21 protein-coding genes, 1 tRNA gene, 2 pseudogenes and 1 riboswitch are annotated in these 23,438 nt (G+C 66.6%); of the genes and pseudogenes, 15 read left to right on the top strand and 9 right to left on the bottom strand.

Annotated elements, in window-relative coordinates:
* Nucleotides 1-234: hypothetical protein (locus L810_RS48810; RefSeq protein ID WP_218921755.1), on the bottom strand; the 234-nt coding region annotated here is incomplete at its 3' end.
* Between the two features lie 360 nt (nt 235-594).
* On the opposite strand from L810_RS48810, the gene xdhC reads away from it, so the two are divergent.
* The 4 genes from xdhC to L810_RS40640 all read left to right on the top strand — a co-directional run bounded on the left by xdhC (nt 595) and on the right by L810_RS40640 (nt 5,326).
* On the top strand, nt 595-1,599 hold the full coding sequence (gene xdhC, locus L810_RS40655) for a xanthine dehydrogenase accessory protein XdhC (protein WP_042978226.1): 1,005 nt from the start codon (nt 595-597) through the stop codon (nt 1,597-1,599).
* Between the two features lie 18 nt (nt 1,600-1,617).
* A complete protein-coding gene (locus L810_RS40650) occupies nt 1,618-2,643 on the top strand; it encodes an adenosine deaminase (RefSeq protein ID WP_021163946.1) in 1,026 nt (341 codons plus the stop codon).
* Nucleotides 2,644-3,023: 380 nt separating this feature from the next.
* Nucleotides 3,024-4,340 (top strand): guanine deaminase, encoded by a 1,317-nt coding sequence (gene guaD, locus L810_RS40645; RefSeq protein WP_021163945.1) that lies wholly within the window; start codon nt 3,024-3,026, stop codon nt 4,338-4,340.
* A gap of 197 nt (nt 4,341-4,537) precedes the next feature.
* Nucleotides 4,538-4,675: riboswitch (yybP-ykoY riboswitch) on the top strand.
* Between the two features lie 78 nt (nt 4,676-4,753).
* On the top strand, nt 4,754-5,326 hold the full coding sequence (locus L810_RS40640; RefSeq protein ID WP_021163944.1) for a TMEM165/GDT1 family protein: 573 nt from the start codon (nt 4,754-4,756) through the stop codon (nt 5,324-5,326).
* A 54-nt stretch (nt 5,327-5,380) separates the two neighbouring features.
* Here the strand turns inward: L810_RS40640 and L810_RS40635 are convergent, their stop codons facing one another.
* Nucleotides 5,381-6,082, bottom strand: a complete 702-nt coding sequence (locus tag L810_RS40635) for a DUF4136 domain-containing protein (RefSeq protein WP_021163943.1) — start codon at nt 6,080-6,082, stop codon at nt 5,381-5,383.
* A 187-nt stretch (nt 6,083-6,269) separates the two neighbouring features.
* Between L810_RS40635 and pepN the strand changes: the two genes are divergently transcribed.
* The 7 genes from pepN (at nt 6,270) to L810_RS40600 (ending at nt 14,123) form a co-directional block, all read left to right on the top strand.
* Nucleotides 6,270-8,963 (top strand): aminopeptidase N, encoded by a 2,694-nt coding sequence (gene pepN, locus L810_RS40630; RefSeq protein ID WP_021163942.1) that lies wholly within the window; start codon nt 6,270-6,272, stop codon nt 8,961-8,963.
* A 279-nt stretch (nt 8,964-9,242) separates the two neighbouring features.
* Nucleotides 9,243-10,256, top strand: coding sequence for a class 1 fructose-bisphosphatase (locus L810_RS40625; protein WP_006485729.1), 1,014 nt, complete (start codon nt 9,243-9,245; stop codon nt 10,254-10,256).
* 205 nt (nt 10,257-10,461) lie between these two features.
* Nucleotides 10,462-10,537, top strand: a tRNA-Thr gene (locus L810_RS40620).
* A gap of 172 nt (nt 10,538-10,709) precedes the next feature.
* The gene (locus tag L810_RS40615; protein WP_021163941.1) at nt 10,710-11,519 is read left to right on the top strand and encodes a helix-turn-helix transcriptional regulator; all 810 of its coding nucleotides are present in this window, start codon (nt 10,710-10,712) and stop codon (nt 11,517-11,519) included.
* 144 nt (nt 11,520-11,663) lie between these two features.
* Nucleotides 11,664-13,397 (top strand): FAD-dependent oxidoreductase, encoded by a 1,734-nt coding sequence (locus tag L810_RS40610; RefSeq protein WP_021163940.1) that lies wholly within the window; start codon nt 11,664-11,666, stop codon nt 13,395-13,397.
* Nucleotides 13,394-13,606 carry a hypothetical protein gene (locus tag L810_RS40605; RefSeq protein ID WP_021163939.1) on the top strand — a complete coding sequence of 71 codons (213 nt, stop codon included), beginning with the start codon at nt 13,394-13,396 and terminating at the stop codon, nt 13,604-13,606. Before L810_RS40610 ends, L810_RS40605 begins: the two co-directional genes overlap by 4 nt.
* A 262-nt stretch (nt 13,607-13,868) precedes the next feature.
* Complete coding sequence (locus L810_RS40600; protein ID WP_027788093.1) at nt 13,869-14,123, top strand: GlsB/YeaQ/YmgE family stress response membrane protein; 255 nt, start codon at nt 13,869-13,871, stop codon at nt 14,121-14,123.
* 79 nt (nt 14,124-14,202) lie between these two features.
* On the opposite strand, the pseudogene L810_RS47900 reads toward L810_RS40600, so the two are convergent.
* The 4 genes and pseudogenes from L810_RS47900 to L810_RS40585 all read right to left on the bottom strand — a co-directional run.
* A pseudogene (locus L810_RS47900) lies at nt 14,203-14,466 on the bottom strand (TlpA family protein disulfide reductase); the annotation flags it as partial.
* Nucleotides 14,464-14,808 (bottom strand): annotated as a pseudogene (locus L810_RS47895) (exo-alpha-sialidase); the annotation flags it as partial. The pseudogenes L810_RS47900 and L810_RS47895, both read right to left, overlap by 3 nt.
* On the bottom strand, nt 14,796-17,159 hold the full coding sequence (locus L810_RS40590) for a TonB-dependent receptor (RefSeq protein WP_021163935.1): 2,364 nt from the start codon (nt 17,157-17,159) through the stop codon (nt 14,796-14,798). The gene L810_RS40590 and the pseudogene L810_RS47895, both read right to left, overlap by 13 nt.
* Nucleotides 17,160-17,285: 126 nt before the next feature.
* Nucleotides 17,286-17,675 (bottom strand): DUF2946 domain-containing protein, encoded by a 390-nt coding sequence (locus tag L810_RS40585; protein ID WP_021163934.1) that lies wholly within the window; start codon nt 17,673-17,675, stop codon nt 17,286-17,288.
* 198 nt (nt 17,676-17,873) lie between these two features.
* Here L810_RS40585 and L810_RS48625 point away from each other — a divergent pair, with 198 nt between their 5' ends.
* Both L810_RS48625 and L810_RS40575 read left to right on the top strand, forming a co-directional pair.
* Entirely contained in the window at nt 17,874-18,020 is a 147-nt protein-coding gene (locus L810_RS48625; RefSeq protein WP_006756195.1) for a hypothetical protein, read from the top strand.
* A 223-nt stretch (nt 18,021-18,243) separates the two neighbouring features.
* Nucleotides 18,244-18,837 (top strand): chorismate mutase, encoded by a 594-nt coding sequence (locus L810_RS40575; RefSeq protein ID WP_021163933.1) that lies wholly within the window; start codon nt 18,244-18,246, stop codon nt 18,835-18,837.
* A gap of 18 nt (nt 18,838-18,855) precedes the next feature.
* Here L810_RS40575 and L810_RS40570 read toward each other — a convergent pair whose 3' ends face one another.
* Both L810_RS40570 and L810_RS40565 read right to left on the bottom strand, forming a co-directional pair.
* Nucleotides 18,856-19,995: an exonuclease domain-containing protein gene (locus L810_RS40570; protein WP_021163932.1), complete on the bottom strand. Its 1,140-nt coding sequence runs from the start codon at nt 19,993-19,995 to the stop codon at nt 18,856-18,858.
* Between the two features lie 141 nt (nt 19,996-20,136).
* Nucleotides 20,137-20,340, bottom strand: coding sequence for a cold-shock protein (locus L810_RS40565; protein ID WP_011351289.1), 204 nt, complete (start codon nt 20,338-20,340; stop codon nt 20,137-20,139).
* 393 nt (nt 20,341-20,733) lie between these two features.
* On the opposite strand from L810_RS40565, the gene L810_RS40560 reads away from it, so the two are divergent.
* Both L810_RS40560 and L810_RS40555 read left to right on the top strand, forming a co-directional pair.
* On the top strand, nt 20,734-21,000 hold the full coding sequence (locus L810_RS40560) for a hypothetical protein (protein WP_021163931.1): 267 nt from the start codon (nt 20,734-20,736) through the stop codon (nt 20,998-21,000).
* 499 nt (nt 21,001-21,499) lie between these two features.
* Nucleotides 21,500-22,645 carry a porin gene (locus tag L810_RS40555; RefSeq protein WP_021163930.1) on the top strand — a complete coding sequence of 382 codons (1,146 nt, stop codon included), beginning with the start codon at nt 21,500-21,502 and terminating at the stop codon, nt 22,643-22,645.
* A gap of 83 nt (nt 22,646-22,728) precedes the next feature.
* Here L810_RS40555 and greB read toward each other — a convergent pair whose 3' ends face one another.
* Nucleotides 22,729-23,292 (bottom strand): transcription elongation factor GreB, encoded by a 564-nt coding sequence (greB, locus tag L810_RS40550; RefSeq protein WP_021163929.1) that lies wholly within the window; start codon nt 23,290-23,292, stop codon nt 22,729-22,731.
* Nucleotides 23,293-23,438: the final 146 nt, after the last annotated feature.

The following is a 23,438-nucleotide window of genomic DNA, read 5'->3' as shown; positions in this document are numbered from 1 at the left end:
CACGCCGCCGGCCGGCAAGCCCGGCACCGGAGCACCCGCCGAACCGGCCCGGCCGGTCGCCCCTGACCGGCCGTACCTGGGCGGCCCCGCGTAAACACCTACTTCGCCGCCGCCCGGATAGCCGGGCGAACGCGCATCGCGCGACTTCCGCGCCCAGCCCCGCCACGCCTGCGTTTTGGCCCGATGCGCACGCATCGGCGCCCCGATCCCGAGCGGCGGGCCTATGATCGACATGATCGCCTCCTGATAGCCCGGATCAGCGCCCCGCGATGTTCCCGTCGCCGTGCGGTGCTATCTTCGGGACTGGATGGCGATCTACGTGCGCGAGGCCAGGCGGTCTCACCACCCCTGCGTAACGCGCGCCCGATCCGCAATGTCGACTGGATTCATCATGACAACGCAAACCATCCGCATCCGTCATCCTCATGGCGTCCGCGCATCCGGCGGTGCCGTCCGCGCGCACCGTCCCCGCGCCGCCGCCGCACCGCATTCGCCGTGCGGCCGGCCCGCCCCGCTCCCGTCCGTCATCGTTGCCGCCACGCTCGCCAGCCCGCGCCGCGTGTCGTGCCGCGTCGTTTCGCACGGGGTGTGCTGATGGAAGCCTGGCTCGGCGATCTGCAGCAACTGCTCGCGCACGGCGAAGCGGCCGTGCTCGTGACGGTCGCGCACACCGACGGTTCCGCGCCGCGCGAAGCCGGCACCAAGATGCTCGTCACGCGCGACACGGCCCGCCATACGATCGGCGGCGGTCATCTGGAATGGACGGCGATCGAGATCGCGCGGCATCTGCTGAAGGACGGCGCGCACGTGCCGCACGCGCGCCGGCTCGAACGGCTCGCGCTCGGCCCGAGCCTCGGCCAGTGCTGCGGCGGCGCCGTGGTGCTCGCGTTCGAGCGGCTCGACGTCGGCGATCTCGGCTGGATCATGTCGCTCGCGAAGCGTGTCGCGGCCGGCGCCGCGACCGTGCGTAGCGTATCATTCGGCCCCTCGCCGGGCGCGCCGCTGTTGAGCGAGCCCGAATCGGAAGCCGCGCGTGCCGACTGCCTGCTGTGGGAAACCGGCGGCGTGTCGCTGATGACCGAAACGATCGCGCCGTATGCGTTCCCCGTCGTGCTGTTCGGCGCCGGGCACATCGGCACCGCGCTCGTGAAGGTACTGGCGACGCTGCCGTGCCACGTGCGCTGGATCGACGGGCCCGACGCGGTGTTCCCGCCGGCCGACGCGCTCGCCGGCATCGGCAACCTCGCGATCGAGGCGGCCGCTGCCCCGGCCGACGCCGTCGACACGGCGCCGCCGCAGTCCTACTTCGTCGTGATGACGCACGACCACGCACTCGATTTCGTGCTGGCCGAGCGCATCCTGCGACGCGGCGACTATGCATACTTCGGGATGACCGGCTCGCACGCCAAGCGCGTGCAGTTCGATCATCGCCTCGCGGCGATCGGCATCGACCCGGCCCAGGTCGCGCGGATGCGCTGCCCGATCGGTGTCGAAGGCATCATCGACAAGGCACCCGAAGTGATCGCGATCTCGGTGGCTGCGCAATTGCTGCAGGCCGTCGAAGCGAACGCGGCCGCGCAGGCTTCCCCTACCTACTGACCGACCAAGAACGACGCCATGACCCCGACATTCAAGGACAAGATTGCCCGCGCGCCGAAAGCGGAGCTGCACATCCACATCGAAGGCTCGCTCGAGCCCGAGCTGATCTTCGCGCTCGCGCAGCGCAACGGCGTGAAGCTCGCATACGACTCGATCGACGCGCTGCGCGCCGCCTACGCGTTCACCGACCTGCAGTCGTTCCTCGACATCTATTACGCCGGTGCGAGCGTGCTGCTGACCGAGCAGGATTTCTACGACATGACGGCCGCGTACTGCGAACGCGCGCTCGCCGACAACGTCGTCCACACCGAACTGTTCTTCGATCCGCAAACGCACACCGAACGCGGCGTGCCGATCGAGACGGTAGTCGCGGGCATCGAGCGCGCACTCGCCGATTACGAGCAGCGCGGGCTGTCGAGCAAGCTGATTCTGTGCTTCCTGCGCCACCTGTCCGAAGAGGACGCGCTCGCGACGTTCGAATCCGCGCTGCCGCTGTTCGAGCGCTATCGTCATCGCCTGATCGGCGTGGGCCTCGATTCGTCCGAACTCGGCCATCCGCCGACGAAGTTCGCGCGCGTGTTCGACAAGGCACGCGCGCTCGGGCTGAAGCTCGTCGCCCATGCCGGCGAGGAAGGGCCGCCCGCATACATCTACGAGGCGCTCGACGTGCTGAAGGTCGACCGGATCGACCACGGCGTGCGCAGCATCGAGGACGCGGCCCTGGTCGAGCGTCTCGCCAGGACGCGCACGGCGCTGACCGTCTGCCCGCTGTCGAACCTCAAGCTGTGCGTGTTCGACGACATGGCGAAACACACGCTGAAGGCGCTGCTCGATCGCGGCGTCGCGGTGACGATCAACTCCGACGATCCGGCCTATTTCGGCGGCTACGTCAATGAAAACTACTTCGCGACGGCCGAAGGGCTGCAACTCACGGATGCCGAAGTCCATGCGGTGATCCGCAACGGCTTCGAGGCATCGTTCATCGAACCGGCGCAGCGCGACGCACTGTACGCGCGCCTCGACGCGTACTGGCAGGCCGCCTGACGGCCCGCATCGAGGAACGCCAGACAGATGAAACACGGCAACGGCATCCGCTTCGCAACCACCGGCCCGGCGTCACGCCGGAACGGTCGCGTGCGTGCCCGGGCAGCGCGCGCGCCATTCGTCGCCCGCCCGTGCTTGCCATCGCGGTTTGCCGCTGCGGTCGCCGCTGCGTTCGCCGCCGCACCGGTCGCGAACGCAGCGGCTGCGAGGCCCGCCGGCAACCACTCGCCGGCGGCTTCCGCCGCCACGTTCGCCCGCGCAACCGCCTCCGGTCGTGCCGCATACAGCGTGCCGCTACCGCTCGCAAAGCGCCGTCCCGCCGCCCTCCGGCGTCGATCGCTTTCTTCTGTTCGCCTTACCTTGATGCAGGACCATTCGTCATGACGCAAACCGCTTTCCGTTCCCAACTGCTGACTTTCAACGGCGACCCGGCGCAATCGAGCCAGGCCGCGAACTACGAGACCGACGGCCTCCTGATCGTCGACGACGGCAAAGTCGTCGCGGCCGGCGCATACGCGCAGCTCGCCGCGACGCTCGCGCGCGACGCGATCGTCCACGACCTGCGCGACAAACTGATCGTGCCCGGCTTCATCGACACGCACATCCACTATCCGCAGACGGACATGATCGCGTCGCCGGCACCGGGCCTGCTGCCGTGGCTGGACAAGTACACGTTCCCGACCGAGCGCCAGTTCGGCGATCCCGAGCATGCGCGCGAGGTGGCCGACTTCTTCGTCGACGAACTGCTCGCCTGCGGCACGACGAGCGCGCTCGTCTACTGCACGGTGCACAAGCAGTCGGCCGACGCGCTGTTCGCGGCGAGCGACGCACGCGACCTGCGGATGATCGCGGGCAAGGTGCTGATGGATCGCAACTGCCCCGAATTCCTGCGCGATACCGCGCAATCCGGTTATGACGACAGTGCCGAGCTGATCGGCCGCTGGCACGGCAAGGGCCGCCAGATGTACGCGCTCACGCCGCGTTTCGCGCCGACGTCGACCGAAGCGCAGCTCGAGGCGTGCGGCGAACTCGCGCGCCGCCATCCGGACGTGTTCGTACAGAGCCACGTCGCGGAGAACGTCGACGAGGTGAAATGGGTGGCCGAGCTGTTCCCCGGCCATCGCAGCTATCTCGACATCTACGACCGCTACGGGCTGCTGCGCCCGCGCGCGGTGTACGGCCACTGCATCCACCTCGACGACGAGGACCGCCGCCGGATGGCCGAGACGCGCACCGTCGTCGCGCACTGCCCGACGTCGAACTTCTTCCTCGGCAGCGGGCTGTTCGATTTCGACAAGGCCGGTGAATACGACGTGCCCGTCACGCTCGCGACCGACGTCGGCGGCGGCACCTCGTTCTCGATGCTGCAGACGATGAACGAAGCGCACAAGGTCGCGCGGCTGTCGGGCCACCACCTGACCGCGACCCGGATGTTCTGGCTCGCGACGGCCGGCGCCGCGCAGGCGCTCGACCTCGCCGACACGGTCGGCACGCTCAAGCCGAGCACCGAGGCCGACTTCGTCGTGCTCGATCCGCAGGCCACGCCGCTGCTCGCGCGCCGCACGAAGCGCGCGGATTCGCTCGAGGAACTGCTGTTCGCGTTCGCGCTGCTCGGCGACGACCGCGCGGTGTACCGCACCTATGCGGCCGGCGAACTCGTCCACGAGCGCGGGGCGGCGCGCCGCCCCGCCGCGTAACGGCGTTCCGGGGGGTGTCCCGGCAGGCGCGGGCGTTCGCCGCCGCGTCTGCCTGCCCGTCTGCCCGTCTGCCCGTCTGCCCGTCTGCCCGTCTGCCCGTCTGCCCGTCTGCCCGTCTGCCGTACAGCCGGCGCTTGCCGAGCGCTAGGCACCGCGCGCTCGACCGCTTTCCCGCACGCGACACGCCGTGCTAGAATTCGCCGCTCATTGGGGAGTAGCCGCTCCGCTCGATGTCCCGCGCCCCCGGCGCGCATCGTGACGGAGGCGTCCGTCAACAGACTTGGCCTTGCGGCCATGGCGGGCGCAGCCACCTAGGCCTGGCGAGACCGATGGTTCACAGTGCGCCGCATCAGGGCCCGGCGCGCCGTGGATCGTCGCTCGCACGCACAACACCGGCCCGTGGAACCCCATACGTGTCCCAAGCCTTCCTGATCTCCACCGGCGCCGTCGCCCTCGCTGAAATCGGCGACAAGACCCAATTGCTTTCCCTCGTCCTGGCCGCACGCTATCGCAAGCCGGTGCCGATCATTCTCGGCGTGCTCGTCGCGACGCTCGTGAACCACGGTTTCGCCGGCGCGCTCGGCGAATGGCTCGGCGCACTCGTCACGCCGTCGATCATGCGCTGGGCGCTCGCGTTCTCGTTCATCGCGATGGGGTTGTGGATCCTCGTGCCGGACAAGCTCGACGCCGACGAGGCCAATGCCAACCGTTCGCGGCTCGGCGTGTTCGGCGCGACCCTCGTCGCGTTCTTCCTCGCGGAAATGGGCGACAAGACGCAGATCGCGACCGTCGCGCTGGCCGCGCGCTTCCAGGACTACATCGGTGTCGTGGCCGGCACGACGTTCGGGATGATGCTCGCGAACGTGCCCGCGATCCTGCTCGGCGACCGTTTCGCACACCGCCTCCCGACCAAGCTGGTGCACGGCATCGCGGCCGTGCTGTTCGTCGTGCTCGGTGCGCTGGCGCTGCTGGGCGTCGGGGTCTGACGGGGAAGAAAATGGCAGGCGCGGCCGGACGGCCGCGCCGAGGCTGATGCCGCGTTACTTGGCGGCGGCTGCGCCCGAAGCGGGCGCAGCCGGCACCGCGCGCTCGTTGGCGGCCGGTGCCGCCGGGCCGCCGCGCTTGTCGACCGGCAGCCGGACCGAGCGGACCGCGCCGTTCGACAGCGGGAAATCGGCGAGCGCGCTGCGTGCGAGGAACGGCATCGCGTACAGCAGCGTGCCGTTGTCGCCGGTCGTGCGCGCGGACACGTTGTAGACCTCCTTGCCCGTCGCGCGCTCGGTGATGCGGATGCCGAGCGTGTAGTCGAACACCTGGTACGTCTGCGCGACATAACCGGCCGGCATCGGCCCCCAGGGCCCCCACGGGCCCCACGGCCCGCGCCGCCAGTACGGCCCCGGCCCGACGAACAACGGATCGTAATAGACGGGCTGCGGCACGGTCACGAGATCGCTGCCGACCGCATAGGTCAGCCCGACGAGATACCGTGCCTGCGCCTGCGGCACCTGCCGGAACGCATAGGTGGACAGCTCGTTCGCGACGATCGGCTCGTAAGTCGACTGCTCGATGCTGTTCTTCTGCGCGTCAGTACGGGTGAACGCATAGGTGCGTGTCGCGTCGCTGCCGCTCCAGTCGGAGAAGGCCGTGACCTGGGTCGTCACGTAGCTGGTGCAGCCGGTCAGCAGCGCCACGCACAGCACCGCCGCCCAGCCCGCACCGCGTTGAATCCATTCGCGTTTCATGTTGATCCTCGTCGATCCGTCACCCGTTCGTCGCACCGCGCGAACCGTTACGGGATGCCGATAATACGCGGACTCCCGGAACCGGTAAAAAGTTCGCCCGGCACGCAGCCGCAAGCCTTTGTACAATGGCCCGGTTCGCCCGGCCCGCGTGACGGGCCCGCCCCCCACTCCACCGATCTCGACGACCATGTCCGACAACGCCTCCTCCACCGTGATCCGCCGCGCCGACTACACGCCGCCGGCCTTCCTCATCGATTCCGTCGCGCTCGAATTCGATCTCGCGCCGGCCCGCACGATCGTCAGGAATACGATGCGCGTGCGCCGCAATCCGGACGCCGCGCCCGCGCCGCACCTGGAGCTGATGGGCGAAGCGCTCGAATTCGTCGGCGCATGGCTGGACGGCGCGCCGCATGGCGCCGTGCGCGCGCACGAGCACGGGCTGGCGGTCGAGAACGTGCCCGATGCGTTCGAGCTGACGCTCGAAAGCGCATGCGCACCCGACCAGAATACGACGCTGTCGGGCCTCTACGTGTCGAGCGGCAACTTCTTCACGCAGTGCGAAGCCGAAGGCTTTCGCCGCATCACCTACTTCCTCGATCGCCCGGACGTCATGGCGTCGTACACGGTGACGCTGCGCGCCGACAAGGCCGCCTACCCGGTGCTGCTGTCGAACGGCAACCTCGTCGATTCCGGCGACCTGCCCGACGGCCGCCACTTCGCGAAGTGGGAAGACCCGTTCCGCAAGCCGAGCTACCTGTTCGCACTGGTCGCCGGCAAGCTCGTCGCGATCGAGGAGAAGATCACGACCGGCTCGGGCAAGGAAAAGCTGCTGCAGGTGTGGGTCGAGCCGGCCGATCTCGACAAGACGCGTCACGCGATGGATTCGCTGATCCATTCGATCCGCTGGGACGAGAAGCGCTTCGGCCTCGAGCTCGATCTCGACCGCTTCATGATCGTCGCGGTCGGCGACTTCAACATGGGCGCGATGGAAAACAAGGGGCTCAACATCTTCAACACGAAGTACGTGCTGGCGAACCCCGAGACCGCGACCGACACCGACTTCGCGAACATCGAGTCGGTGGTCGGCCACGAGTACTTCCACAACTGGACCGGCAACCGCGTGACCTGCCGCGACTGGTTCCAGCTGAGCCTGAAGGAAGGGCTGACGGTGTTCCGCGACCAGGAATTTTCGGCCGACATGGCCGCGGGCGACGCCGTCGAATCGGCTGCCCGCGCGGTCAAGCGCATCGAGGACGTGCGGGTGCTGCGCCAGCTGCAGTTCGCCGAGGATGCCGGCCCGATGGCGCACCCGGTGCGCCCGGAGAGCTACGTCGAGATCAACAACTTCTACACGATGACCGTCTACGAGAAAGGCTCGGAAGTCGTGCGGATGTACCAGACGCTGTTCGGCCGCGACGGCTTCCGCAAGGGGATGGACCTGTATTTCAAGCGTCACGACGGGCACGCCGTGACCTGCGACGACTTCCGCCACGCGATGGCCGACGCGAACGGGCGTGACCTCGCGCAGTTCGAGCGCTGGTACAGCCAGGCCGGCACGCCGCGCGTGTCGGTGCGCACCGCGTACGACGCGGCCGCGCGCCGTTATACCGTCACGCTCGCGCAGGGCTACGGCGACGCGTCGCCGGCCGCGCGCGAAACGCAGCAAGGGCCGCTGCTGATCCCGTTCGCGATCGGCCTGATCGGCCGCGACGGCCGCGACCTGCCGCTGCGCCTCGACGGCGAAGCCGCCGCGGCGGGCACAACGCGCGTGCTCGACTTCACCGACACCGAACAGACCTTCACGTTCGTCGACGTGCCGGAACAACCGCTGCCGTCGCTACTGCGCAACTTCTCGTCGCCGGTGATCGTCGAGTACGACTACAGCGACGACGACCTCGCGTTCCTGCTCGCGCACGACAGCGATCCGTTCAACCGCTGGGAAGCCGGCCAGCGCCTCGCGACGCGCGCGCTGCTGACGCTCGCCGCGCGTGCCGCCGCGAACGAGCCGCTCACGCTCGGCGAGAACTTCGTGGCCGCCTTCCGCCGCGTGCTGACCGCCGCGACGCTGTCGCCTGCGTTCCGCGAACTCGCGCTGACGCTGCCGTCGGAAACCTACCTCGCCGACCAGATGGCGGAAGCCGATCCGGCCGCCGTGCATCGCGCGCGCCAGTTCGTGCGCCGCCAGCTCGCCACCGCACTGCGCGCCGACTGGCTCGCCGCATACGAGCAGCACCAGACGCCCGGCGCCTACGAACCGACGCCCGAGGCTTCCGGCCGCCGCGCGCTGAAGAATCTCGCGCTCGCGTATCTCGCCGAACTCGAGGATCCGGCCGATGCCGTGCGCCTCGCAACCGCGCAATACGACGCGGCGAACAACATGACCGATCGCGCGGCCGCACTCGGCGCGCTGCTGTCCGCCGCGGCCGCCGGCGCGAACGAACCGGCCGAGCACGCGCTCGACGATTTCTACCGCCGCTTCGAGAAGGAAGCGCTCGTGATCGACAAATGGTTCGCGATGCAGGCCGCCCAACGCGGTACGCCCGCGCAGCCGACGCTCGCGAAGGTTCGCAAGCTGCTCGCGCACCCCGCGTTCAACCTGAAGAATCCGAATCGCGCCCGCTCGCTGATCTTCAGCTTCTGCGCGGCCAACCCGGCGCAATTCCACGCGGCGGACGGCTCGGGTTATGCATTCTGGGCCGAACAGGTGCTCGCGCTCGACGCGATCAACCCGCAGGTCGCGGCGCGCCTCGCCCGCTCGCTCGAACTGTGGCGCCGCTTCACGCCCGCGCTGCGCGACCGGATGCGCGAAGCGCTCGAGCAGGTCGCCGCCGGCGCGAAATCGCGCGACGTGCGCGAGATCGTCGAGAAGGCGCTCGCGTAACGCAATCCTCCGCATCGCTCACGCGCGAAACGGCCGGTGCCGCCAGTGGCGGCACCGGCTTTTTTATTGCGCGAATACTGCCGGCCCCGGACGCCGTCGCGGGGTCTGACCGCGCTGCTTGCCGCCGCTGCACGGCGCGCCCCGCGCGTCTTCGCCGCCGGAAACCGGCCCGGCTCGGCCGCCCGGCCATGTAACCGGACGAAAAAAGCCGGCGGCACGGGAGGCGCGACGGGTAAAATTGCGGCCATTCAAGGATTCTTTGGCCTTCTGGAGTCTGTCATGTCCATTGCCCGCCGCACCACGCTGTCGAAGTTCCTGATCGAACAGCAACGTGAGACCAACAACCTCCCCGCCGACCTGCGCCTGCTGATCGAAGTCGTCGCACGCGCGTGCAAGGCGATCAGCTACAACGTGTCGAAGGGCGCGCTCGGCGAGGCGCTCGGCACCGCCGGCAGCGAGAACGTCCAGGGCGAAGTGCAGAAGAAGCTCGACATCCTGTCGAACGAGATCCTGCTCGACGCGAACGAATGGGGCGGCAACCTCGCCGCGATGGCATCGGAAGAAATGGAAACCTTCTTCCCGATCCCGGCGAATTACCCGCGCGGCGAATACCTGCTCGTGTTCGATCCGCTCGACGGTTCGTCGAACATCGACGTGAACGTGTCGATCGGCACGATCTTCTCGGTGCTGCGCTGCCCGGACGGCAAGCAGGCAACCGAGGAATCGTTCCTGCAGCCGGGCACGCAGCAGGTCGCGGCCGGCTACGCCGTGTACGGCCCGCAGACGGTGTTCGTGCTGACGACCGGCAACGGCGTGAACTGCTTCACGCTCGACCGCGAAGTCGGCTCGTGGGTGCTCACGCAGAGCAACATGCAGATCCCGGCCGACACGCGCGAATACGCGATCAACGCATCGAACGCGCGCCACTGGTACGACCCGGTCAAGCGCTACGTCGACGAACTGAACGCCGGCAAGGACGGCCCGCGCGGCGACAACTTCAACATGCGCTGGATCGCCTCGATGGTCGCCGACGTGCACCGGATCCTGAACCGCGGCGGCATCTTCATGTACCCGGCCGACAAGCGCACGCCCGATCGTCCGGGCAAGCTGCGCCTGATGTACGAAGCGAACCCGATGTCGTTCATCGTCGAACAAGCGGGCGGCGCCGCGACGACGGGCACGCAGCGCATCATGGAAGTCCAGCCGACCGGCCTGCACCAGCGCGTGCCCGTGTTCCTTGGCTCGAAGAACGAAGTCGAGCGCGTGACCGGCTATCACGACGAAGCAAAATAATTGCACTGCAGCACTAGACGGAGGTGCGATGCGCAAGTACAATCGCGCCTCTTGATGTGGCCCTGACCGGTCACATCACAGTGAAGTGAAAGCGGGAAGTCCGCCGGATCGATGGTTTCGCGAAGCAGCGGCAGCAAGCTGAAAAAATTTCGCAAAACCTATTGCCAAGATCCCGGAAATCACCATATAATTTCATTTCTCTGCTGCCGGTGTAGCTCAGTTGGTAGAGCAGCGCATTCGTAATGCGAAGGTCGTAGGTTCGACTCCTATCTCCGGCACCAAGACATAAAGGTCTGACAAGCATCGCTTGTCAGACCTTTTCTCTTTTCCGGCGCCGAAATCGTGCGCCCGCCGTCTCGCCTCACCCAGTCCGCTTGCGGGCATCCCCGGACTCCCGTATCACGCGCCGACGACTACAATCGCCGGACACTCCACCCTCGCCCCCCCTTCTTCATGCGCACCTGGCGTATCGAGCGAGCGAATCTCGCCGCGCAGCTGGACGTGTCCCGCGCGACGCGCCTCGTCGCCGCGATCGGCGGCAACGAGCCGAACGCATTCGCGGCCGAAATCCTGAAGCTGTTCGACGACGCGCTGTCCATCACGCAGTGCACGATCTTCGCGTACGAGTTCGGCAATCGCCCGCGCACGATGTCGGTCGCCGATCATCGCGGAGGCCGCTACCTGCGCGACCTCGCCGACACCTACGCACGAGATTTCTACGCACTCGACGGCAACCAGCAGATCGTGTCGACCGCCCATCTCGGCACACGCCGCCACGATCTGCTGCTGCACCAGCAGGCTGGCGACGAGATCGATCACGAAGCGTATCGTGCCGCGTGCTACCGCGGCCCCGACGTATCCGACCGGCTGGCGCTGCTGATGCAGCCCGGCGATGCAACGTGGCTGTCGATCAACCTGTACCGCGCGCATCGCAGCGGCGCATTCCAGCCGCGCGAGATCGCCGCAATCGAAGCGCTCGCGCCGCTGATCGCGCAGGCCGCAAGGCATCACTACGCGCTCGCCGGTGCGGCGCAGATCGGTATCCCGCAACGGATGCTCGCGCGACTGCGCCATGCATGCCCCGATTTGTCCAAGCGCGAGCTCGACGTGCTGCGCGGCGTACTCGACGGCCAGACCGCGCACGAGATCGGCGAGACGATCGGCGTGAAGGCATCGAGCGTCGTCACCTACCAGAAGCGCGCATACCGGCGCCTCGGCATCTCGAGCCAGCGCGAGCTGTTTGCGCTGTGCATGCAGCCGTGAAACGTCGCGGCCTGCGTTGAGCCCCTCGCTGTACCCGAATTGGGGACAACCGACGCACGACCGGCTTCCATACTGTCCCGACCTGTTGCGCGCATCTGTGCGTCGATGCGCGCACGTCGAACCGGACTCCCCTGGAAGCCAACGATGGATATCGACTTCAAGCCCTACCCGTTCGTCGCCGAGCGCCATCCCGCGCATCTGCCGGCCTGCGACGACGGTATCGATACGCACCGGCATCGCGTTGCGATCGTCGGCGGCGGCCCCGTCGGCCTGGCCGTCGCGCTCGGCCTCGCGAACCACGGCATCCGCAGCGTGCTGATCGAGGCCGACGACGCAGTCTGCCACGGCAGCCGCGCCATCTGCATCTCGCGGCGCAGCCTCGAGATCATCGAGCGGCTCGGCGCGCTCGACGACTTCCTGCGCAAGGGGCTGCCGTGGACCGGCGGGCGCAGCTTCTACCGTCGCGACGAAGTGCTGCATTTCACGATGCCGCAGGACGAAAACCAGAAGCTGCCGCCGATGGTGAATCTCGCGCAGTATCACATCGAGCAGTTCCTGCTCGATGCCGCGCTGCGCCGCCGCGAACTCATCGAGATCCGCTGGCAGACGAGAGTCACCGGCGTGACCCCGCAACCGGACGGCGTGCGCCTCGACGTCGACACGCCGCTCGGCGGCTACGCACTCGACGCCGACCGGGTCGTCGCGTGCGACGGCGGGCGCAGCACGATGCGCGACGCGCTCGGCCTGTCGCTCCAGGGCACGAGCTACGAGGGCCGCTACGTGATCGTCGACATCGCGCTCGACAGCGACCGGCCGACCGAACGACTGGCGTACTTCGACCCGTCGTCGAATCCGGGCTCGACGGTGCTCGTTCACAAGCAGCCCGACAACGTGTGGCGGATCGACTATCAGTTGCGCGACGATGAGGATGCCGAAGCCGCCGTAAAACCGGAGAACGTGATCCCGCGCGTGCAGAACCTGCTCGACATGATGGGCGAGCGCGGCGACTGGTCGCCGATCTGGATCACGATCTACAAGGCGAACGCACTGACACTCGAACGCTATCGGCACGGGCGCGTGCTGTTCTGCGGCGACGCCGCGCACCTCGTGCCGATCTTCGGCGTGCGCGGCGCGAACTCGGGCATCGACGATGCCGACAACCTGGCATGGAAACTCGCGTACGTGACGCGCGGGCTCGCATCGGACACGTTGCTCGACAGCTACTCGGACGAACGCGTGTTCGCGACGCACGAGAACCTCCGCTACGGCACCAAGAGCACCGAGTTCATGGCGCCGCCGTCATTCGCGTTCGAACTGATGCGCAAGGCCGTGCTGTCGCTCGCGGTCCGCCATCCCGCACTGCGTTCGCTGATCAATCCGCGCCAGACGACGGCCATCGCGTATGCGACGTCGCCGCTCAACGCAGCCGAACGCGACACGTTTTCGGCCGGCCCCGCGCCCGGCACGGTGCTCGCCGAATGCCCGCTGATGCTGTACACGGCACACGGCAGCGACGTGCGCCGCGGCCATCTGACCGACCTCGTCGCTCCGCGCTTCACCGCGTTCTGCTTCACCGCGGACGGCGTGCCCGATGCGACGCTGGCCGATCTCGAACGCCGCCTGCAGGCTGCGCGGATGCCGTTCGCGCTCGTCACGCTCGCGCGGCATGCGGCACCACGGCAACCGGCCTGCGGCGGCCATGACGTTGACGGCCGGCTGTTCGACATGTACGGCGCGCGCGACGGCACCGTCTATCTCGTGCGTCCGGACGGTCACGTACTCGGCCGCTGGCACGACGCGCGCGCCGGCGACGTGGCCGACGCACTCGAACGCGCACTCCATCCTTGCGCATCGACCGATCCTCAGGAGACCACATGATGACGGATACCGAACGCGACACCCTCTACACCGACCTGTGCCGCACGATGACGCGGATCGGTGAAGCCGATGCGTCGCTCTTTCTCGCCCGCTTCGCACTGCTGTCGATCGAGGCGATCGGCGACACCGCGACCGTCGCACGGCTGATTGCCGACGCAAGCGACGGCTTGCCCGCCGCGAACATGCAGGCTCCGACGCCCGGACGGTGACGCTCACGGCCGACCGGTTTCACCGGCGGCCATTCCTTACAGATTCATTTCGCCGCGCATCGCCCGTGCGCCAGCCTCGTCGTATGCAGACGAATTCCCTGGAAAATCCCGTTAAGGGTGCATAACATTACTTAACGATTCCGACCCGTCTATCGCGTTACATTGCGTGGGCGGCGCGGCGGGTCGCAATGCCGCCTTCATTCAGCTTGCGGCGACACAGCCGACGTCCGGTCATTCGATACAACACAAGGAGAGGATCACCATGACTCATGGCTTGATTATGTGGCTCATCATCGGCGCGATCGCCGGCTGGCTTGCCGGCTTGCTCGTCAAGGGCGGCGGCTTCGGGCTGATCGTCGACATCATCGTCGGGATCGTCGGCGCAGTGATCGGCGGCTGGCTCGCCGGGCTGCTCGGCATCAGCATCGGCAGCGGTTTCATCGGATCGGTGATCGTCGCGGTCGTCGGTGCGGTAATCCTGCTGTTCGTGATCCGGCTATTCAAGCGAGCGGCCTGACGCTTCTCTCCACGCGCCTTCGGGCGCGTTTTCGCATCAGGCCGGCGCGCGGCCCGTTCGCCGCGCGCCACTGGCCCGTTCAGCGCGTGACGCGCTGCAACCCGCCGTCGAGCACGTCGGCCGTCAGCAAACCGCTGCGCGCTTCGCGTGCGCCATCGCGCACGATCCAAACGGTGCGCGGCACGTCCCCTCTCCATCCCGCATCGAGCGCCGGGCGCAGCCGCTCGGGCATCGGCTCGGTGTTCGCGTACTACGCGACCTGCGGTGGCGGATTCATCTGCGCGAGTGCCCGGGAGATCGTCGGGCCGTTGTCGTCGTACACATCCATCGCGAGCTGCACGTCCCGACTCGTCGCGATCTTCGGGCGATTCTCGGCGCTCGTGCAGATCGGCTCCGGCATCGCGTCGACGGTGACGGGTGCGGACAACGTGCGGCCTGCGTCGTCGGAATGCGCGACGACGACATGCGCGCCTTCGACCCACGCGCCCCACGGCCGGTGATGCGTGTCGAATGCCGCCCCCGTCGCGAGCGGCTGCTTGTGCTGCGCGGGCGCGGCCGGCATGCTCATGTGCGCGGCATGCGAATCGGCGGCCTTCGGCACGTCGTGGGTGTCGTGCGCACCGGCAGTCGACAGCAACGCGCACCACAGCGCGCCGCCTGCCGCGAGCGACTTCACAGCGACCATTTCAGTTCTCCATAGAAAGTACGGCCCGGATATGGATGGAACACGTAGTAGCGGCGGTCCGTCAGGTTGTCGATGCCGACCGACGCGGTCCAGTGACGGTCGAAGCGGTAACGCGCCTTCAGGTCGACGATCGTGAACGAGCTCGTGCCGCCGTAGACGTCCGGGTTCACGTCGCTGTTGTCGAGCGTGTTGAACTGGCGGCCCGAATAGCGCACACCGATGCTCGCGAGCCAGTGTTCGTCGAAGCGATACGACGCGAGCAGGTTTGCACGCATGCGCGGAATACGCGGAAAGCGCGAGCCGACGTACGCGGGATTCGCGGCATCGGCGAGGATCTGCGCGTTGCTCGCCGACACGTTCGCGTCGAAACCGAGGCCGCGCAGCCCGACGTTCTCGCCGCTGAACGCGAGTTCGACACCGCGCACGCGCACGCGATCGACGTTCGAGATGTTGGTCACCGTCGTCGCACCCGACACGGTCGTCTGGGTGTAGATCGAATCGCGCAGATCGCTCTGGAACACGCTGGCACGCACGACGCCGACACCCACGTCGCGTTCGGCCGTGAAGTCCCAGTCGATCGCCTTTTCCGGCCGCAGGTTCGGGTTGTTGTTGACGATTGCGTTGTTCGAGATCGTGCCCTGGAACAGTTCGCCGACCGTCGGGTAACGCGTGCCCGTCGCGAACGACAGCCGGAAGCGCCAGACGTCGGTCGCATCCCATTGCAACGCGACTTTCGGCGACAGCGCATTCGCGCTGCGATCCGCGTAACCGAGCGTGCCGCTCGCGTTACCGAGCGCGCCGCCGTACGCATCCCAGCGTTCGTAGCGCAGCCCCAGCGTCGCGAGCCAGCCCGGCGCGAATCGCCACGCATCCTGCCCGAACAGCGCCTGCGTGCGCGTGTCGCCCCGATAGGTGCTCGCGAGCGACGTGGTCGGCCCGGCCAGCCAGTCGGCCGTGTTGTACGTGACGTTGCGCAGGAAATAGTTGTCGTAGTGATAGCCGAACGTGAACGTGTGGCCCTTCACTTCCGGCGCCTCGGCCTTCAGGTCGAACGTGCGCCAGCCGGTGCCGTCTCCCTGGAACAGCGTGCCTGCCCCGCCCTGCACGGTCGACGCCGAGCGCTGCACGTCGCGCGACACGTCGTACGCGGACACGACGCCCGACAGGCGCCAGCCTGAATCGAGCCGGCCGTTCAGCCCGAGCGCGTACAGCCAGTTCTCCTGGTCGCCGCGCTGCGGCGCGAACGCATTCGGCGCAACGGTCATGTTCCGGCCACCGATCGACACGTTGCCGCCGTAAACCGGATTGCCGGCCGCATCGCGCAGGAAGGTTTCGCCATGCTGCCGGTAATGGTTCTCCCAATGCCCGAGCGTGAGCGTCGCGTCGACGTGGTCGGTAAACGCGTAGCCCATCCGGATCGTCTCGTTGAGCTGTTCGGTCCGCTCGATCGTCTGCGCGCCGACGATCGTCCGCGGCTTGCCGTTGGGCCCGATGTCGGTCGCGGCGCCGCTCACGGGCACGGCGGCGCCAAGCTTCGGGTTGTACGCCGAATTGGGGCTCGCATATTGCATCGGCTGACCGTTGTTCTCGAGCCGGTCGAGCGAAAGCGCAAACCAGAACCGCCCGACGCGGTTCGCGATCCGCGCGGTCTGGTGATTGCCGCCGAAGCTGTCCGCGAATCCGTAGCCGTCGTGGTAGCGCTGCGTAAAGAACTGCGTCGACAGCGACGCCTCGAGCTTTTCCGGCCGGCGCGTCGTGAGCAACACGGTCGAGCCGATCGAGTTGCCCGGGTACAGCGCGGAAAACGGGCCATAGAGCACGTCGACGCGCGCGATATCGTCAGGCGGAATCAGCGACCAGCGCGGCGGGTACGCGTAGCTCGAGCCGAGCAGGTTCGACAGCAGCACGCCGTCGGCGTAGACGAGCCCGCGCGCGCTCTGCAGTTCGTTGAAGTCGCGACCGGCGAACACGCTGTTGCGGTCGCCGATATAGCGCTTGCGGACCATCAGGTTCGGCGCGTACTTGAGCGCGTCCTCGGTGGTGACGTTGGTATGCGATTCGATCTGCTCGCGCGTGATCGATGTGACGACGGCCGGCGTATCCGGATCGACCGGTTGCCGCTGCGCGGTCACGCTGACCGCGGTCAGCGTACTGCCGGCCGGCACCGGCGAAACGGTTGCGGTGGCGGATGCCGGCGCGACGGTCTCGGCGGGACGCTCGACACCACGGCGGGCAGTGTCGACACGCGTATCGTCAGTTGAAGCCGCATGGGCGACAGGCCATGCGAACGCGGCCGCGCATGCGAGCGCGAGCCGCCCGCGCGACGGCCGCGCGGCGAAGGAGGAGGACATGAAGGGATTCCTGAAAACGTGATCGGACGCCGCCGGACACGAGCACGCGCACCGCGCACGGACGGCGCGGCACGCGGCCCGGCCGCGAGCGGCACGCGCGCCACCGGGGCGCGCGGACGACATCAATCAGATCGGAGCGTGTTCAGGCGGCGCGCGAGGCTGCGCGAGACGGATACCCTTGCCGGGGCAATCGGGAATGACGGGGGCTGCCGCGCGGTAGGCAAACGTCCGCACGAAACCCGGCAGCGCGGGCAGGCTCGTACCGAGCGCCACGTTCGCCGCGAAGCCGGGGCAGTACACGCAGTGCGGCACGCCGGCATGGTCGAACGACGGCGCATCGTGGTCGCCGCCGGCCTGCGCGAGCACGATCTGGCGGGCGCCCGCTGCACTGCACAACTCGAGGGTGAGCTCGCCGGAGCCGCTCGAGGCGAGACGCGCATAGCCGACGACGGGCGACAGTACGTTCAGTACCAGCGCCAGCCATACAAGGCTGATCCATCGCGTCGTTCGTTTCATCGCGGTCCAGGAAAAAGTGCGCGCAAGTATAACAAGCGGCCCGATTGTTGCCGATTCCGCACGACTCGATAGTCGGCATCGCAGCGCGCGTCCGAGCGCATGTGCCGTTAATACAACAGAGACAAAATCTAACGATTCGCCACTGGCATAAATCCAAGCGCGAGGATGATAATCATCGAACCTGCTGGAGAAATGACCATGGACGAAAGACCAACTCGCATGCCACCGCCCGAGCAAGTGATGAGCCCGGATCCGGAACCCGTCGGCGTGGAATTCCTCGCCGAATTGCCCGACCACGTACGGGCATTCTTCGACGAGCAGCACAAGCTGTACTCGCCGAAGTGAACGCCTGTTCGGTTCTGTAACCGCCACGTGTCGATCATCGCTATCGTGCGGTTCATCATTGCGCATCGCGCGCAACTCGCCTCGCACCCGGGCCGCAACAGCCTGACGGTGCCGGATCAGCTCGCCTGCTGATTCCTCTGTCGCGTCGCTACGCCGCGCGACTGTCTTCGTCTATCCTTCTGGTTTTCCACGTCCGGCCCGCCCGGCTCTCCTGATCGTTCCGATGAAGCAAGCCATTCGTGCCAGCGTCGCTGTCGCCGCGCTCGGCGTCGCCCTCTTTTCGTCCCCGCGCATCGCCGTTGCGGACGGCGACGATACTGCCCTCACCAACATCGTCGCGCTCGCGTCGCAGCGCCTCGCGCTCGCTGAGCCGGTGGCTCGATGGAAATGGGCGAATCACAAGGCAATCGAGGACCGGCCGCGCGAAGCGGCGCTGCTCGAATCGGTCGGGAAGCGCGCGGCACAGGCCGGCGTCGACCCCGCGTTCGCGCGGACGTTCTTCGAGGATCAGATCGCCGCGAGCAAGGATGTGCAGAACGCCCTGTTCGCAACCTGGCGCGCGACGCGGCCGCCGGAAGGCACGCCTCCCGATCTCGCGACCAGCACGCGCCCGGCGCTCGACCGACTGACGCAGAAAATGCTCACTGGGCTCACGCAGGTCGCACCGCTGCGCGATGCGCCTGATTGTCAGGCGCGGCTCGCGCGCAGCATCGCGAACTGGAAGACGCTCACGCGCTACGACTCCACGCAGACGCAGGCGCTCGACACCGCGCTGTCGCACGTCTGCTCGGCTGGCGGCGCAAGCGCGATCGGCTGATACGACGGTCGCGCCGGGTCAACCCGCCTGGCCCGCGGGCATGAACGCGGCGAGCGGAATCAGTTGCAGGCCGCGCGCGAGATGCGTCTGCAGCAGGCGGTGGGTGAAGGGTTCGAACGCGCCGGCCGCCCCGTCGGCCGCGAGCTGCGCGGCCGCGTCGAGCGATTCCGCGACGCCGAGATAGCGCCACCCATCGATCACATGAAACAGGCGGCGCTCGCCGCTCGCCTCGAACGCCACGGCGCCTTCGAACGGCCAGGGTGCGTTGCCGACACGGGCCGTGTCGGCCGCAGGGCGCCGATTGTACGACGGACGCAGCCCGGCGATCCATTGCGCTTCCGCGAGCATCGCCCCCAGTTCGTTACCCGTCTCGCGCCATTCAACGCGCCGTACCTGCTGAGCAAGCCGCATTTCCTTCGACGACCGACGCTCTCCCGTCAACAACGCGCGCAGCCGCTGCCGCACGCGTACGCTGCGGCCGACGTACAGTGGCGCGTCGCCCTCCCCGAACAGTGCGTACGCGCCGCACCCGGCCGGCGCGGTATCGAGCCACGCTTCGGTCAGGTCGCCGCCCAGACGGAAGTGGCGCGTCGTGCGCGCGATCTGATCGCGCAGCCGCTCGAGCGGCACGATGTCGTGCAACTGGCGCCAGAACTGCCACAGGAGATCGGCATCCGCCAGCGCCCGGTGGCGTGCTGCCGGCACGAGGCCGTAGCGCTCGATCAACGCGTCGAGCCCGTGCCGCGTTTCACGCGGGAACAGCGCACGCGACAGCCGCACCGTACACAGCACGTCGGGATTGAACGCGAACCCGGCGCGCTCGAATTCGGCCCGCAGGAAACCGCGGTCGAAGCTTGCGTTGTGCGCGACGAAAAGCTTGCCGTCGAGCCGCTCGAACAAGGCCGGCGCCAGCGATGCGAACGACGGCGCGTCGCGCACCATCTCGTCCGAAATACCCGTCAGTTGCTGGATGAACGGCGGAATCGACTGCCCTGGATTGACGAGCGTCGTCCACGTCGACACGCCGAGCGGGCCGATTTCGACCACGCCGATTTCGGTGATGCGGTGTTCGGCGGGCGAGCCGCCCGTGGTTTCAAGGTCGACGAAAACGAGCGGCTGTTCGCTGGCCGGATCGGACGGACGGGGGAAATCGGACATGAAAAGACTGGGAAACGATGCTTCCGTGAGTATGCACCGGCATCCCTGTTCGCGGCCAGCCCGAACCGTATTGCTTCGTCCCCGGAAAATGAAAAGCCCCCGCCATGCGGGGGCCGGACGTGATCGGCAATGCGTGGCGCGTCAGACCGCCTGGATATTCGCTGCCTGCTTGCCTTTCGGCCCGACTTTCACGTCGAACGAAACACGCTGGTTTTCCTTCAGCGTCTTGAAGCCGTCCATCTTGATTTCGGAAAAGTGCGCAAACAAATCTTCACCACCATTGTCCGACGTAATAAAGCCGAAACCTTTAGCATCGTTAAACCATTTCACGATACCGGTATCCATGTCTTCGTTCCCCACTCGATTAGATCAAAAAAGCTATTTTTATAGCCGTTTCCCGAAATCCCGAAACATCGCGCCAGCAACTGCACCAGCACGCCGCCCGAGGACGGAGTGCTCACTTTATAAATTGGACAATCCGGGTGCGTCAAGAAAATTTTTGATGATCGTTTTATCAAAAAAGTGCTAATGCCATTGGAATCGGTACACCATCGCCCTTTATTAATTGATTCGAGTCAAAAACCTGTCAACATTACCGGGGTGGGAGTTCTAATAATCTCGACCCTGAAATTTCTACCGGGGACAAATCGCCTCGGTAAAATCCTCGGGTTTTTTCCGGGTTGCGGAAATGCGGGGACATTGCGATGCTCATCCAATGCCGGAAGGAAGGAGAAGGTCATGTGGCTGGACGGAATCAAGCGCTTCGCGAGCCGACTCGGGCGCGTACGCCGCAAGTCCCGCGCTCTGGCAGAGTCCGCGCGCGAAGCGCCGTGCGACACCGTGTTCGATACGACCTGGCACGGCGATCACTGGCAGAACCTGCTTGCATCGCCTCTCGATGCCCGTCACTACGTGATGGAAGACTGGACATACACGCCGCCCCCGAACGAAGCCGAGGAGGCCGCGCCTGCGGCCAAGCGCAAGCGGCGCTCGTACACGCAGTAGTGCGCAGCGGCGGGGCAAAAAAAAAGCGCGACTGGGAAGTCGCGCCGACAAAGGTTTGGAGATCTTTTCCGTCAACGAAAAAGTCTGCTTCGGAAAGCAGAGATCGCAGTATAGCGAGAGAACAACCTTTCATTATCCATGCTCCACACAAACCTCTATTGCCGATGTGTCAATAATCGCGCTATGACCGCCGTCGCCTGCCGCTGATTACCTGTCGCGATCGCGCAACATCCGTTACGCAGTCCTGAGCGCCATTTTCTTTCGTTGCATCGCCGCAAACCCTTGCTGGACAACCGTTTGCACTAGCCCGACGATCTTTGCGGATTCCAAAATACATTATTGCTTAAAGCGCATCCCTCCCCCGCTGCGCGCACTCCTTACACTGCAGATGGCTTTTTGAAAACCGCACCGCCGCTCTGCCGGATCGGCCGCAGCGTCAAGCAGAACATGCCAGTCCGCAGCAGGTTCGATCGACATCATCCTGTTTGGAGACAGATCCATGAAAAAAACCCTGATCGTCACCGCGTTGTCGGGTGTATTCGTTACGGCAGCCCATGCCCAGAGCAGCGTGACGCTCTATGGCCTGATCGACGCCGGCATCACCTACACGAACAATCAGCACGGCCACAGCGCCTGGCAGGAAACGAGCGGTTCGGTCAACGGCAGCCGCTGGGGCCTGCGCGGCACCGAAGATCTCGGCGGCGGCATGAAAGCGATCTTCACGCTGGAAAATGGTTTCGGCATCAATAACGGCGCGCTGAAGCAGAACGGCCGCGAATTCGGCCGGCAAGCGTTTGTCGGCCTCGCACACGACAGCTACGGCTCGCTGACGCTGGGCCGGCAGTACGACAGCGTCGTCGACTATCTCGGGCCGCTGTCGCTGACCGGCACCCAGTACGGCGGCACGCAGTTCGCCCACCCGTTCGACAACGACAACCTGAACAACTCGTTCCGGATCAACAACTCGGTCAAATATCAGAGCGCGAACTACGGCGGCCTCAAGTTCGGTGCGTTGTACGGATTCTCGAACTCGACGTCTTTCGCGAACAACCGCGCCTATAGCGGCGGCGTGTCGTACAGCTACCTGGGCTTCAACTTCGCCGCGGCCTACTTGCAGTTGAACAGCGACGTGAACGCGCTCGCGCAGGCAGCGACCGATCCGGGCGCGGTGACCGGCGACTGGACCTTCGCCTCGCGCGTGCAGCGCACTTGGGGCGCCGGCCTGAACTACGGGTTCGGCCCGGCCACGGTCGGCTTCGTGTTCACGCAGACGCGCCTCACCGGCATCCGAGCAATCAGCGCGGGGCAGTCCGGCGTGTCCGGCGGCATCACGGGCCTCGGCGGAACCGCGCGCTTCAGCAACTACGAACTCAACGGCCGCTACGCGCTGACGCCGGCGCTGTCGCTTGCCGGCTCCTACACGTACACGCAGGGCCGCCTGGCCGGCGACAAGCCGACCTGGCACCAGTTCAACCTGCAAGCCGACTATGCGCTGTCCAAGCGCACCGACGTCTACCTGCAGGGCGAGTTCCAGAAGGTCAACAACGACGGCCTCGACCTCGGCGCCAACATCAACGGGCTGGGCGCCGCGTCATCGACCAACAAGCAGATCGCGGTCACGGCCGGCATGCGCCATCGCTTCTGAGCGACCGGCACATCCGCTGCACGCCGGATGACGAAGCGCCCCGTCGGGGCGCTTTTTCTTTGCCGGACTGCGCCGGGTATCGCTCAGGCGTTGTCCCGCGGCGGGTAGCGAACGTCGAGCACGTCGATCGGCTGCGGGCCGGCCGGTGTCATCAGCATGACGGTATCGCCGATCTTCGCCTTGATCAGCGCACGCGCGACCGGGGAAATCCAGCTGACGCAGCCGCGATCCAGATCGACCTCGTCGATCCCCACGATCGTGATCGTATGATCCTCGCCGTCCGGCGTCTCATAATCGACCGTTGCACCGAAAAACACCTGGTCGACATTCTCCTGCCGGCTCGCATCGACGACTTCGGCAAGATCGAGCCGCTTCGTCAGGAAGCGGATGCGGCGATCGATCTCGCGAAGCCGCCGCTTGCCGTAGATGTAATCGCCGTTTTCCGACCGGTCGCCGTTCGATGCGGCCCAGGACACGAGCCGCACGACCTCGGGACGCTCGACGTCGATCAGGTTCAGCAGTTCGTCCCTCAGCCGCTTGTGGCCGGCCGGCGTGATGTAGTTCTTCGCGCCCGCCGGAATCGCCGGCTGGGCCTGGTCGAGATCGTCGTCGTCGCCGTCCGACTCTTTGACAAACGCCTTGTTCATGATGCAGGTTCAACGTGGATGACTGATGCTCCAAGGGTACACGATGGGGGCCCCGGCAAGGCTGCGCAGAACAATTCGCGAATAAGGCTTCCCTTTTTATACAACCCTGCTATAATTTCGCTTCTGCGTGCGGCTGTAGCTCAGTT

This window comes from Burkholderia sp. AU4i, from assembly GCF_000466765.1.
In the GTDB taxonomy this organism is placed as follows: domain Bacteria; phylum Pseudomonadota; class Gammaproteobacteria; order Burkholderiales; family Burkholderiaceae; genus Burkholderia; species Burkholderia cepacia.
This window is presented reverse-complemented; position numbering and strand designations above follow the sequence as displayed.